Origin of the sequence: Algibacter lectus (genome assembly GCF_004368925.1) — a bacterium.
GTDB lineage: Bacteria > Bacteroidota > Bacteroidia > Flavobacteriales > Flavobacteriaceae > Algibacter > Algibacter lectus.
Genome location: NZ_SORL01000003.1, coordinates 1 through 13,429 on the forward strand (window position 1 = coordinate 1; position 13,429 = coordinate 13,429).

15 protein-coding genes and 1 pseudogene are annotated in these 13,429 nt (G+C 30.1%); 1 reads left to right on the forward strand and 15 read right to left on the reverse strand.

The genetic code is table 11. The features are described 5' to 3' along the window. Positions 1-125 (forward strand): annotated as a pseudogene (locus tag DFQ06_RS19505) (IS110 family transposase); the annotation flags it as partial. 47 nt (positions 126-172) lie between these two features. Here DFQ06_RS19505 and DFQ06_RS00905 read toward each other — a convergent pair. The 15 genes from DFQ06_RS00905 to DFQ06_RS00975 form a co-directional block, all read right to left on the reverse strand. Beyond that, on the reverse strand, positions 173-934 hold the full coding sequence (locus DFQ06_RS00905; protein ID WP_133965506.1) for a hypothetical protein: 762 nt from the start codon (positions 932-934) through the stop codon (positions 173-175). A gap of 597 nt (positions 935-1,531) precedes the next feature. Further along, on the reverse strand, positions 1,532-2,065 hold the full coding sequence (locus DFQ06_RS00910) for a DUF4303 domain-containing protein (protein WP_133965508.1): 534 nt from the start codon (positions 2,063-2,065) through the stop codon (positions 1,532-1,534). A 163-nt stretch (positions 2,066-2,228) separates the two neighbouring features. Continuing rightward, positions 2,229-3,083: a hypothetical protein gene (locus tag DFQ06_RS00915; RefSeq protein WP_133965510.1), complete on the reverse strand. Its 855-nt coding sequence runs from the start codon at positions 3,081-3,083 to the stop codon at positions 2,229-2,231. Between the two features lie 218 nt (positions 3,084-3,301). Beyond that, the gene (locus DFQ06_RS00920) at positions 3,302-4,570 is read right to left on the reverse strand and encodes a hypothetical protein (protein ID WP_133965512.1); all 1,269 of its coding nucleotides are present in this window, start codon (positions 4,568-4,570) and stop codon (positions 3,302-3,304) included. Between the two features lie 400 nt (positions 4,571-4,970). Then, the gene (locus tag DFQ06_RS00930; protein ID WP_133965516.1) at positions 4,971-5,336 is read right to left on the reverse strand and encodes a hypothetical protein; all 366 of its coding nucleotides are present in this window, start codon (positions 5,334-5,336) and stop codon (positions 4,971-4,973) included. Positions 5,337-5,490: 154 nt separating this feature from the next. Then, positions 5,491-6,375, reverse strand: coding sequence for a hypothetical protein (locus DFQ06_RS00935; RefSeq protein WP_133965534.1), 885 nt, complete (start codon positions 6,373-6,375; stop codon positions 5,491-5,493). A 143-nt stretch (positions 6,376-6,518) separates the two neighbouring features. Beyond that, a complete protein-coding gene (locus tag DFQ06_RS00940; protein WP_133965518.1) occupies positions 6,519-7,055 on the reverse strand; it encodes a DUF2199 domain-containing protein in 537 nt (178 codons plus the stop codon). 367 nt (positions 7,056-7,422) lie between these two features. Beyond that, positions 7,423-8,040, reverse strand: a complete 618-nt coding sequence (locus tag DFQ06_RS00945) for a hypothetical protein (RefSeq protein ID WP_133965520.1) — start codon at positions 8,038-8,040, stop codon at positions 7,423-7,425. Positions 8,041-8,214: 174 nt separating this feature from the next. After that, a complete protein-coding gene (locus DFQ06_RS19305; protein ID WP_159140123.1) occupies positions 8,215-8,676 on the reverse strand; it encodes a hypothetical protein in 462 nt (153 codons plus the stop codon). Positions 8,677-8,827: 151 nt separating this feature from the next. Next, entirely contained in the window at positions 8,828-9,244 is a 417-nt protein-coding gene (locus DFQ06_RS00950) for a hypothetical protein (RefSeq protein ID WP_133965522.1), read from the reverse strand. A gap of 4 nt (positions 9,245-9,248) precedes the next feature. Beyond that, positions 9,249-9,596: a hypothetical protein gene (locus tag DFQ06_RS00955; RefSeq protein ID WP_133965524.1), complete on the reverse strand. Its 348-nt coding sequence runs from the start codon at positions 9,594-9,596 to the stop codon at positions 9,249-9,251. Between the two features lie 622 nt (positions 9,597-10,218). Then, the gene (locus DFQ06_RS00960; protein WP_133965526.1) at positions 10,219-10,926 is read right to left on the reverse strand and encodes an SIMPL domain-containing protein; all 708 of its coding nucleotides are present in this window, start codon (positions 10,924-10,926) and stop codon (positions 10,219-10,221) included. A gap of 274 nt (positions 10,927-11,200) precedes the next feature. After that, entirely contained in the window at positions 11,201-11,617 is a 417-nt protein-coding gene (locus tag DFQ06_RS00965) for a DUF3592 domain-containing protein (RefSeq protein ID WP_133965528.1), read from the reverse strand. A 153-nt stretch (positions 11,618-11,770) separates the two neighbouring features. Further along, positions 11,771-12,247, reverse strand: coding sequence for a hypothetical protein (locus DFQ06_RS00970; protein ID WP_133965530.1), 477 nt, complete (start codon positions 12,245-12,247; stop codon positions 11,771-11,773). Positions 12,248-12,407: 160 nt separating this feature from the next. Then, positions 12,408-13,100 carry a hypothetical protein gene (locus tag DFQ06_RS00975; protein WP_133965532.1) on the reverse strand — a complete coding sequence of 231 codons (693 nt, stop codon included), beginning with the start codon at positions 13,098-13,100 and terminating at the stop codon, positions 12,408-12,410. Positions 13,101-13,429: the final 329 nt, after the last annotated feature.

Below are 13,429 nucleotides of genomic sequence, written 5' to 3' on the forward strand. Positions count from 1 at the left end.
AAGGAAAGAGTAAAAAATTAGCATTAATAGCGGTATGTAATAAGTTACTAAAACAAGCTTTTGCTATCGCAAAATCGGGTTTAATATTTGACAAGGAATATAAAAGTACGCTAGTGAAAAATTAATAAGATTTTACTTGTTTTTTAGCACAGTACTTTGTTGGCATTCGTTATTATTTGTATATATAATTACTTTTTGCGTTAAACCCGTTGAAGTTGTAATCTAAACTTTTGGGGTAATTTGAGTTATTGTATGTGTAGCTATAAGTCCCAATCGAAGGAATTCCGAAACCGCCGAAACCTGATAATTCGAAAACTTCTACACGAGTAATATTATTTTTGCTGTTAAAAGCAGTTCCTATAATGTTTACACTTAAGTTAAAGATATTAATAAAGTTTGAAAATGGATTATTTTTATCGTCGTATTCGAAATTTGAATATTGGATTAGCTCTCCTTTTGAATTAAAGTGTTCTGTTTTAATAACATTTTGAAAATTATTATCAAAAGTCAGGTTAGTTGTTACATATAGAAAATAGGATGAAGAACTCTGTTCAAAATGATACCATTTATATTGTATTATTTTATTGTTCTCAACATAGTATTCTTGTTTACTATTGTCAGAAGTTAGAGTAATCAAATCGTTATCTATTGAAATAGTAAAGTCATCTAATGTTGCTAACTGTCCATTAGAGTAAGTAAGAGTTTTAGAGTAATTAAACATATTTGAGGCTTGATAATCATATCGAATTAGATAATTGTCTTCGTCATAAACAAAGTTAAAGGTATCTGTAATTTCTAAAGTATTGTTTTTAACGACAGATTCGATTTTTGATAAAAATAATTCTTGTCTGTTTTCTAAAGATGGATTGTCAGATTTTGAGCAAGATATTATCAATAAAAAGGTTAAAGCAAAAAGGGAATAGTGTTTTTTCATTTATAGATGTTTTTTTATGAATGCCAACGGTTACGTATAAGAATAGTGCGTAGTTTGTGTGCTTGGATTTTCCGAAGGAAAATCATAAGCAAGTAAACGAGCCTTTACTCTTGATTAAGCACTAAACTAAGCATTATTTTTATACAATGTTGGCATGCGTAGTTTTTTTGTAGGTAAAGTTTTTAGTTTTAAACCACAAAGTTGAGCACGTTTTAAGTCAGTCGTTCGTGACAGTTGCGTTGTATTTGTCAAAGGTCAGAATTTATAGAGCATGAGTAAAGTCAGTCGTTCGTAACAGTTGCGTTGTGTTTGTAAAAAGTCCGAATATTTCGCGCAAGAGTGATGTCAGTCGTACGTAAACTTTGCGTTTTGATTTGTTAAAAGTCAAGTTGCACAATCTTTTTAAAACACTTTTAAGATCGGTTTAATTCTTTTTTAGAGCAGAGTGAGCTATGAATGCCAACGGTCTCGTATAACCGTCAGTTACGGGTTAATATGCGTTAATATTCGGTTTGGCACTGACTTTAGCAATTCCGAGTGGATTCGGACGTAGTCGAATCCGCCGTAATTGCGGTTATACATTGTTAGCATTTGTTTTTATTCTTTAAATTCACTTAACCATTCTTCAACAATTCCACCATTTGGATTTAATTTCTTTGCTCTTTCAATATTTGATTCATCACAAGGATTTATTTCAACATTAATCATAATTCTTTTTCGTTTGTCTTCTATCCCAAATATTCCTTCTCTATCTAATTCGATTAAAGCGTTAGTCATTGCGTTTATGCGATTGTCAAATTCTTTTATATATTCTTTCTCGGTTAAATCAAATAAATTCGGACATTTTAAGAATATATTCTCAACAAGGTTAAAGTGTTTTTTTCCGTAATAAAAAAGTGGTGAATCTGCATACGACCATTTTAAGTCAGATTTTAAATCATTATAATTTTCATTCGGTTTAATTTGATTTTTTGTTACTTTATCCAATAATTTCTCTGTCCAAACTGAATGACCAGGTGAAAGTAATTCGCCAGTAGTTGTTAATACAAAATAATAAATCTGCTCACCTGATAAATACTCAGAGAGTTCAAGAAATGTTTTTCTAGTTGCATTTTTAATTTCTTCTTTCAAATTATGTTGATTTTTTCAAATAAATGCTAACGTGTTTGTATATGGTTTGTTGCGTGGTTAAGCAACTAAGTTAACAAATAAAAACCGAATAGAAAATCCGCGAGGATTTTCGTAAGTAAGCTATAACTAGCAATAAATTATATACGGTGTTAGCAAATCGTTTTTATTCCCACTTTGTTCTTAATTCAGTTCCAATTGGATATTTTTCTGTTGTAAAATCTGGCATATAATATTTACCGAAACTTCTGTTAGTCAAAACTGAATCTACCTCAATAAAAAAATCTCCATCTTTAGTTTCTAATGTTAGTCGGTTATTCATTCGGTCTTTTTTTCCTTTATCTAACTCTATTATCCAAGAAATGTTTTCTATATCTTTTGGGTCAGTTATTTTTTTAATTTTTCTGATTTTGGCTGAAACAGGTTCTTTTAGAAAATAACTTTGCCATTTTTCAGGTATTTGTTTTAAATCAAATTCTGTTTTTATAGTATCTTTTATTTCAGTTGCTAAATATCTTCCACTCGATTTAGGTTCCAATCCAGAATTAAGATAATCTGCAAATCTTATGTAATCGTTTTCTTTGTCTAAACTCCAACCAAAATCATAGAAATCTGAAAGAAGGTATTTTTTATTTTCCCAACTAACGATTTGAAATTCAGTTTTAATTTTAAGCGAGTCAATTCCGTAATTAACATTAGTTGTTATTGGTTTTGATTCCATATCCATAGGATATTCGGTAAACTCTACCTTATTAGGAATTAATTTTAGGTTTACGCTATCCATTTTATAAGTTCCGAAAACTTTTTTCCTTTCTCCACCACCAGTACAACCGAATAAGTAATCTTCGTTTATAAAAGTTCCGTTGCTTAGCAAATCAAGTTTTAAACCGTTATTAAATCCGTTGTAGGAATATCTCAACGTGTCAATATTCGGGATAACATTCTTTTCGTCATTCGATTTGGTTTTGTTATTCGAACAACTAAATATTAATAATAATATGAGAATATTAATGTATTTCACGGTTTTCTTTAAATGTTTGCTAACGGTCTTGTGTATGAAACGTAGCGTGCAAAAAGACACTAACTTTTCGGATTAACACAGAGCCGAATTTTTATATTTTGTTTTTAATTTTTCTCTTTTTAAAAGCCAAATTTAAAAATTTGGCGGTCTTTGTAAACAAGCACAAACCTCTCAGAAAGCCTTTATTAGCTATGTTTTATACACGTTGTTGTAAAACGTTATTTTAGCAATCCGCTTTCTCGATAAGCCGAATATATAACTTTCAAATTATCTTCTGACAATACATCTTTAATTGTTTCTGTAACTCCAAAAACACAACCTTGACAAGTATTTAATTGAATATTTGATTTGCTCAATTCTGCCATTTTTAATAATTCAGGTGGTTTTATTTCCATTCCTTTTTTTCTTAAAAAGTCAAGTCCAATATATCCATAAGTTGCAATTTCAGGGTTCATTGAGTTCAATCGTCTTGCAAGCTTATAATATTTCCCTTCATTTACTAAATCAATCATAGTTTGCGATTCAGTAGGTGGCATTCCTGCAAATCCACAGAATGTTCCGTAAACAAAAGTGTCAGAAGGAAAATCAATAGCACTTTTTATATCGATTGGAATACTTGTTTTGTTCTGATGTTTATTAAGTAATATATCAATTTGTTTGTCAGAATACCTTTCAACTAAAATCTCATTCTCCGACGTTAGTTTTAAATAAACTAAATCATTATTACACTTTAGAATATTAAGTTCAAAAACACTACCATAAATTCTTATTTCACTATTAAGCTGAGCTATATCGAATTCAAGTTCTCTTTTAAAATTCTCTTGTTTTTTTAAAGGAAAAGGTTTGGTGTCATTCTTTTTTTGAATTCCCCAAAAATCATCAAATTTTTCAAAGGTGAAATCGTCATCGTTTAAAATATTAACCATTTCTTGTATTCTTTCTTCTTTTCGTTCTTTATCAAACTCAAAATTGACTTGAGAAGTCATTCCAAATTTGTTTTTATTGTGAATTTCTATTTTATATACTTTATTATCAGTATTGTATCCTTTTTTGGTGCTATCCTTTTTGATGAAAAATGAAATACCTTTTTGCGAGTGCCAAGCATATGTTTCAGAAGTAAAACAACCTTTATCAGAATACTTTTCGAAAACATCCTTCATTGAAGATTTATTCAACTCAATTCCATTTTTTAATTTAGCTTGAAAAGGGCTTTTTAAAAATATTGAACGAATAATTTTATTTTTATCATCACTTTCATATTGAAAAGCTAAACCAATTTTTGGATAGGTATATCTTGTATATGATTGGTTTGCGTTCAATTCAAATTCATTTCCGTAAAGTTTCTCAACTGCTGAAATATCAGTTGTGTCAATTCTTATAGAAATATCTTCAATTCCATTTTGAGGAATTAGCAAATTGCTTTGAGAAAAACCTGTTGCAAATGATAAAATGAAAAGAATAATATTAAGATTACGGATGTTTCTCATAATGTTTTACAACGGTTACGTATATGAAATGTTGCGTGTTTGAGTGCGAGGATTTTCCGAAGGAAAATCAGATGCAATCAAACAAAGCAACTCACATTGGTTAAGCACAAAATAGCAATTTTTTATATACAATGTTGTAACACGTTTTTATTATTTCAATCGTTTTTTATTCTTTTTTTGATTAATAGGAAAGTCAGAATTATAATAATTCCTATTCCGACTACTAATAATCCAAATTTCAATAATCCTGTTAGCAAAAATGTAACAAATCCACTATATCGAAGTTTATTTGACTTTTCAACGAGTTCAGATATGATGGTAGAATTCTCCAATAAAAAATAACAGACAATACAGATTAAACTTATAATGTAAAGTCTTACTACTTTTAAATTCTTTTTATTCATTCCTTTGAAATTTCCACATATTTTTCGTTAAACACATATATCAAAATTCCGATTGTAAGAAATACTGCTTTATTTAATAGCTCGGTCAAATTAATTTCATCTCCTAAAGCAATTTTAAAAAGTTTAGCCAAGAATGAAATTCCGTGACTTAATATTAATATTATCGCCCAGATTTTAATTCCGATTTTAGCATTTTTATTTTTTGAGAAAATCAAGAACAATAAAATTCCTTGTATCGCAATTGGAAGAAGCGCTTTAAAAGTTCCGCTTGTCAGTCCGTAAAAATTCCAACATAACAGTAGAATTATATATCCAATTAGGGCGTATTCGAATGTTTTTTCTTTAAATCTTATTTTCTCCATTAAGTTTTGGTCAAATGTGTTACAACGTTTATGTATAAGGATAGTTGCGGGTTTGTATGCGAGGAATTTCCGAAGGAAATTCAGACGTTACAAACACGCAACGACCTTTGATTAAGCACTAAAGCGCAATTATTTTTATACGGTGTTAGCAACTTTAATTTATATTTAATTCAGTCGAGATATTAATTTCCTTTGATGAATTTTTATCTTTTAGTTTTACATTCAATCTGCAAGGGTTATTTATCTTTCCTTCGGTGAAAGTAAGTTTAGCTGTTAATTGACTTTTTAAATCTTTTGGATTTACTCCTGCTTCCTCATAAGCACTCAAAAGATTTGGATTAGAGAGGATTTTATTCCCATCATTATCTGTTAAGTCAAGTGAGAAAATTGGAAAAACCTTTTCATCAGTTAATTCTAAACCTTGTATATCATTAAGAATTAGGATAAATAAATGTTCAGAACTAACATTATTGTAAAAAGCGGGTTGTTTTAATGTTTCATTCCACAAATAGATTGTTGAGTATTCAATTCCGTTACTTTTTATGTCTAATAAGTCGTTTTCTTTTATTGTAAAAGGTAATTCGTAATTAAACTTTCCATCTCCTTTTTTATCTGTAATTTCAATAAACACCTTATATTTTTCATTGTTCTGATTAGGTAAAGCAGTTCTGAAATTAGCTTGTAATTGAAGTGGTGAAAGGTCAGTTCCGTTATTTAAACTTTTGAGTAAGTTCGGATTAGTGAGGACAGTATCTTTCTCATTTTTTACAATATGCATTGAAAGTTCCGGAAATGTTTTTCCGTCTGAATTGGTTAATCCAGAAACATTATTAAATACAAGATTTACTTTTTCGCCAAAGACAAATTCATTTCTATTGTCAGCTTCTCCGTTAATTTCTATTATAATATCATCAATTCCAATTCCATCACCTCTGGAATATGCACCAGTTGTTAAATCCGTATTTACTGATTGGTTAAATTGGCAAGAACTAAATGTTCCTACAATTATTAATAAAATGATTGATTTAATATTCTGCATTTGGTTTCTCATTATTGTTGCTAACGGTTTTGTATATGATACGTTGCGTGTGTAAGCAACTAATTTAGCAAATAAAAACCGAATAGAAAATCCGCGAGGATTTTCGTAAGTAGGCTAGTACTAGCAATGGATTATATACGTTGTTACCCAACGTTTTTTATCATTTCGTTTATTCTATTTTCAGCTTCCGCTTTTGAAATTCCGTTGTAATAATCTCTAACAAAAGGATGGTCAAAATCTTCGTGAGGAAAAATTTCAGGTCTGTCATTTCCACTTTTTGTCATTACATCGCAAGGAATTGAAGACGTATCTCCATATTCAGCGATATTGCTACATAACCAACCGAAAAATCCAGTTTCGTATTTCGGATTGTTGAAATTTTCTTTATAATCAGAATAGCTTTTTTCGCTTAAGGAAACCCAAAGTCCATATTCAAGAGTTTCACAAGCATCATTTACTTTTTGAGTTAGTGTTACTCTAATAAATCGGTCAATTTGGTCTTCATAATGAATTTCGCAAAAGTCAGAGTTCAACTTTCCAAGTTCCGATTTTTCTTGGTCAGAGAGAAAATCGTAATTCGCTGGTGATTTAAAAGCTAATGCTGGCCATTCGGAATGGACTTGTCCGCATTCAGAGCATTTAAATTCCGATGATTTATTTTTTTTCCTTTTCCAGAACATTAATTATTTCGTTTTATAAAAATCAGACACGAAACAACTGTCAAAATCAAAATTCCAATTGTTCCATAAATTATTAAATTCAGCCACATTCCAACGTTATGAATTTCAGAAGCAAATATGTTCAATAAAGGTTCTGATGAGAAAATCAGTATTGCTGTCAAAATGATAAATGACAATAGATATATTCCTATAATTTTTCGTTTTCTCAATGTTTCCCAAATGTTGGGTAACGGTTACGTATAAGAATAGTGCGTAGTTTGAGTGCGAGGATTTTCCGAAGGAAAATCAGATGCAAGCAAACAAGCACTATCTTTAGGTTTAGGAATAAACTTACGCATTATTTTTATACAATGTTGTACAACGTTTTTTATTTTATTATTTGTCCGATTAAATCTTTGTCGATTTTCTCGGTATTTAACTTTATATAATTGTAGGATTTGATTTTTGAGTCGCTAAACTCAACTATCAAAACTCTGTTTTTATTCGAATAGACAATTGCATTGTCAAAAGTCAGATATTCAGTTCCAAATTCAGATTCTAATTCAGTTTTTGAAAGTCCGACAAGATTAGCTTTTCCTAAATTAATATCTTGAGCTTTAACATTAAGTTCAATCAAAATTTCTGTATTATCTTCCCAAGAATGCTTGTTTTTCCCGAATTTAAAAACAACAATTTCGAGTTGTTCAATTTTGCTTTGAAAAGGGACATTTGGTAAAAATGAATATAAATATAGTATTGAATCATTAATCTTTGGATTCAAATAATATTCTTTTCCATTCATTACAGTACTTAAGGACTGTTTTTTCTTTGACTTAAAATCTTGTAAGTCAATCGGATTTTCAAGAAAAGAAGTCAGTCTTAAATTTCCAGAATTTTTTTCGACCGTTTCAATTTTCAAACCAGTTGAATCAACAACTATTTGGACTTGTTCAGTTTCCTTATTAGTCACATTTTTGCAACTTATAAAAACTAAAAATAATGTCATTAAAACTCTGATTTTCATTATATGGTCAAATGTTGTACAACGTTTATGTATAAGGAAAGTTGCGTGTTTGTGTGCGAGGATTTTCCGAAGGAAAATCAGAAGCAAGCAAAAGAGCAACTAACTTTGGTTTAGCTAAAACTAGCAATTTTTTTTATACGGTGTTGTACACAGTTTTTATTTTATTTTTAATTCATAGCCAAATACTTCATAGTTATCATTGTCGGTTTCTTTTATCAACAAGATTTGTTCAATTGTATTCATGTTTTCATAATTAACGTCAGTATTTAATCTGACAGATTTTTTGTCATCCGAATATTCAGTTTGAACAATTTTATAGTTTAATAACTTGCCACAGGTTTTGTTTTTTGATTCAATAGCGTTTTTAAATTCTGAATATGGGGTTTTCTGATAAAACCTGAAACTCATTAAATTGTCTAAATTTTCAAAATTATTTTGATTTAAATAAAACTCTTTCAAAATCTTATTTGGTGTTTTAGGTTCCAAATTGTCTTTTTTAATAAGCTCTTTTTTTTCTATAATATTTCCTTGTCCATCAGTCAATATTTCCCCTTTTTTGTTTTGAGAAAATGAAAATGAAAAGGTTAAAATGAAAAGATAAATAATTGTTTTTCTCATTGGTCAAATTGTGTACAACGGTCTAGTGTATGATTTCGTTGCGGGTTTAAGCACTAAAGTTAGCAAATAAATCATAGATAGAAAGTCCGCGAGGACTTTCGTAAGTAGGCTATAACTAGCAATGAATTATACACATTGTTACCTGCTGGCTTTATTCGGTTGTTTTAATTAATTCACATTCAGAATCAAAAATCTCTGGATTCACACATTTTAGAATCAGCTTTTCTTTATTTTTAAATTCAATAACAATTCTACTATTCTTAAAATCACTAGTGCAATAGATTTTAGAAATCTGTTTTCCGTTCAAGTTTAGTTTTTCAGTTGAGTCTACATATTTGAACTGTTCATCATCTTCGATATCTTCTAAATTATCCCAATTTTCCCAAAACCCTATTCCAGCATCAAGAAAGTATTGATGCCAATTTCTGTTTTTAACTTTTATATAAATTAATATAGTTTCTGATTTATGATTTTCACATACAATCAATTGTTCAATTTTTAATCCATTAAACTCATCAAAAACAAATTCTGATTCTTGATGTAATCGTCCTCTTGGTTCTCCTTTCATATTTTTATTCAAACCATTTATTTCCACAATGTCTGCATTGTCTAGCTTTGGGTGTTCTTGCTAATTTTTTACAATTCGGACAATTGTTTAAAAAGATTTCACTTTTGTATTCTTTTAGTATTCGGTTAGCTGTATTTATAAAGAATTCTGTTTCTCCATTTTTAATTAATTCAAGAGCTTCTTTATCAGTCGTTATCCAACCTTTACGTTTATAAATTTTATATCGAGATGTACTTTCAGGTTCCCCATTTAGTTTAAATAATGAATTTATATGTCGATGAGCGATATTTTCCTTATCGTTGAAAAATCGATGGTAGTAATTTGAAATATATCTTGCTGTCTCTATGTTCATCGGCTTTCAGCTTGCAGGTAACGGTTACATATAAGAATAGTGCGTAGTTTGAGTGCGAGGATTTTCCGAAGGAAAATCAGATGCATGCAAACGCGCATTAACTCTTGATTAGGTACTAAACTAAGCATTATTTTTATACAATGTTGCCATGCGTGGTATTTTTTGTCGGACTTGTTTTATGAAAAAAATGTGATTAAATATAGAAAACCGAGAGTTTTTGTAGCACGAGTAAAGTCAGTCACGCGAAAACATTGTGTTTTCTTTGTCAAAAGTCAGATGTTTTGCGCATGAGTAAAGTCAGTCGCACGCAACAGTTGCTCTTTGAATTGTCAGAAGTTGGTTGAGTAAGGTTTTTAGGAATATGTTTTTAAACCACTTTGATTCTCATTTGTATATTTTTTAGATCTGAGTGAGCCATGAATGGCAACGTTAAATATATGGCAAGTAGGGCAGAAAATAAGCGATTACTTTCGGTTTAGCCACAAGCCAAATCTTTTTATTTTGTTTTAATTTTTCTCTTTTAATACCAAATCAAAAGATTTGGCGGCTTTGCAAATAGAAACAGACCTTTCGATGAAACACTGATAGCCCTATTTGTTATATATACTGTTAGGCAACGTTTTTATTCAATTATAAATTTTACTTTTATTTTTGTCGAAAACTTCATTTTCTCAAAATCAATAACGATATTTTCTTGTGCACGACTTCCATAAATACTTGAATACCCTCTGATTTGAACTCCTGCAACTTTACCTTGTAGTTGGCTTGTAATTGATTCGCTTTCTAAATCAGAAATATAAATCGCTTTTCCAATTTTTTGGTTTATTGGTGCGACCATTTTTTCCGCATATCGTTTTGCTTTTAAAATAGCCTTCGACTTTAAATCAAGCAATAATTGGTCAGATTTAGAATATTCTGTTTTTGTAATAGATACGTTTGATATTTCCTCACGTTCCAACTCTGCCATTACTTTTCCAACAGTTTGAGCGTCATTTACAATTAGAGAATACATTTTTGTTTTCAGAATTTTTTGTCCACTTAAAAAGTATTTTTTGAAGTCACTACTATAATCCAAAAGAGAAAGATTTTTTTCTAAATCGATTTTCAATGAGTTCAGCACTCTCATCATTGAAGCCTCTAATTCCTCAGTTGATTTTCGATTCCGATTGTCGTCTTCGTTTAATATTATTACTAAATGAATTTTGTCAGGCGTCACCAAAGTGTCGATTTCCGCAATCGTTTCTAAAAATGGTTGATCAATAAAGTTTTTGTTTTGTGCAAAAGTTTGAATTGCTAAAAATCCGAAAAGAATAAGTATGATGTTTTTCATTGGTTTAATTTATTTTTTAATCCGTTTGTTACATCAAAACTATAATTTCAAGCGGTTTTTAAAAAGTCAGAATGAGTGAACAGTACATTTCAATTAGTTTGCTCGCTATTTTGCAGGGTTTTACCTAAATGTTGCCTAACGTTTATGTATAAGAATAGTTGCGGGTTTGCGTGCGAGGATTTTCCGAAGGAAAATCAGATGTAGCAAATACGCAACTACCTTTGTTTAAGCACTAAACCGCAATTATTTTTATACGGTGTTGTAGTGCGTTTTTTTATTTTTTCCATATATCAGAAATATTGTCAGCTGGCAAATAATTCCACCAACTGTAATTCACAAATCTTTCCTCAATCTTTAATGTATCGTTTTGTTCGTTTATTAATTCCAAAGGATATTCCGCAATCATACTAAATTTTGGATTCTCTTTGTCATAAACAACAACTACCAATTTTTCTTTCGGATAATTATCTCCTTGTCTTCCCTGAAATGTAATTCCGTTAACTTGATATTCATATCTTGAATAATCGTGTTTATGTTTTCCAGATTCCCAATTCGCAACTATTTTTCCGTAAGTATATCCTGTGTTATTTTTTAGTCCACTAAAAGTCGAATAATTCCAAGAGAAAATAGTTCCGAATATCAGTAAAAATCCGATTATGATTATGTATGAATTTCGTTTTTTATTGTTCATTCCTCAAATGCACTACAACGTTTATGTATAAGAATAGTGCGGTTTTGTGTGCGAGGATTTTCCGCAGGAAAATCAGATGTAACAAAAATGCACGAACTCTCGATTAAGCACTAAACTAAGCATTATTTTTATACGGTGTTACCATACGTTTTTTTATTCCGTTATCGATTTGTTCTTATTCTTAAATATTAAAATACTCAAAACTGTTCCGATTAAAAAACCAATGAATAAATAACGTCCAAAATTCAGATTGTCATAATTCAGTTCTGTTTGAATTCCGTTTCCAAGGTCAAATTCAGATAGTTTTTTAAATTTATTGTTCAGTTGAAATATTCTGAATTGCCAAAGTGAAATTCCACTAACAAGTATTATTCCGCAAGAAATTAAACCTTGATTTATAAAATTCAGTTTGGTCAATTTTTTTATAACCAAATAGAGTAGAGGAATAATTCCGATTGACAGAGCGAATAAAATATGAGAATAAAATTGTCCGCTTATATTTCGGCGAACAATTTGAGTGTTTTCATTGGCTATTTGGGAAAGAGGAAAGTCAAAAAAGTAATCTCGAATTAAAAATCCGATAACAGATAATATTAAAATCAGTCCTAAATATTTTAATGTGTTCGTCATTTCTCAAATGTATGGTAACGGTTTTGTGTATGGTTAGTTGCGTGGTTAAGCAACTAATTTAGCAAATAAATCACAGATAGAATATTCCGCAGGAATTTTCCAAATAAGCACTTGCCAAAGCAATTAATTATACACGGTGTTGGCAAATCGTATTTTATTTTCAATAGACAATTTCGGTTATTATTAATCTCTTTATGAAATAGTCATCTATATCAACTTTATATTCCAACATTCGGTCAGCAATAAGTATTGGGTCTATTGTTCCAGCAGCGTCTCTCATATCGAGGTATCCAGTCAGAAAACGAGATTTGTTAGAAATCGAATTTAGTCCTCTTGTATAACTCCCAACATAATTAATGCCATTCCAATTTTTTCGAGAATCGATTATAGAATCCTCATCTATCGGTTCTTTGTGTCGGAATGAAGATTCAGAAGTACTGAAGCCGAAAGTTCCGTCTGGCATTAAATATTTACGTTTAATTTTTAACATTGGAACGTCGCTAAAACTCAAAGTCAGTTTTTCAGGGTCGCGTTCAATCCAAATTGAGTCAGGAACACTATAAATTTCCAATCTTAAATCACTTTCTTTTAGATATTCTCTACTGCTTTTTGAAATCTTTTTCCAATATTCAGTTCCTCCTTTTGATAATTCGGTCAAAAATTGTTTGTAAGCGCTTTTTGTGTCCAAATTCGGATACTGTCTTTTAAGAAAATCCGATTCAAAGTCGTTTACGAGATAAGTCAGAGTTTCGCTGTTTTCTTTTCCTAAAACTTTTTCAAATTCGGCTATATCTTTTTCGTTTGAACAACTAAAAGTCAGAAGTAAAATTATGGTTAAATAGATGAATTTCATTGTTCGGTTATATGTTTGCCAACGTTGTTGTATATGGTTTGTTGCGTGGTTTAAGCACCTAATTTAGCAAATAAAAACCGAATAGAAAATCCGCGAGGATTTTCGTAAGTAGGCTAGAACTAGCAACAAATTATATACGGCTTAAGTTAGCATTTAAATAAAAAAGACTAATTTAAACATATAAAATAGAAAGCACAAAAGAGAGGAATAAGGTTAATATATACGGAGAGACTACAGATCTCGTCAACATTGTAAATCCCCTCTCTTTTCTACACAGATTTCGAACAGTTCTGTGAGGCTTTTAGACCTCGATTTTAAGTCGTTGAAAC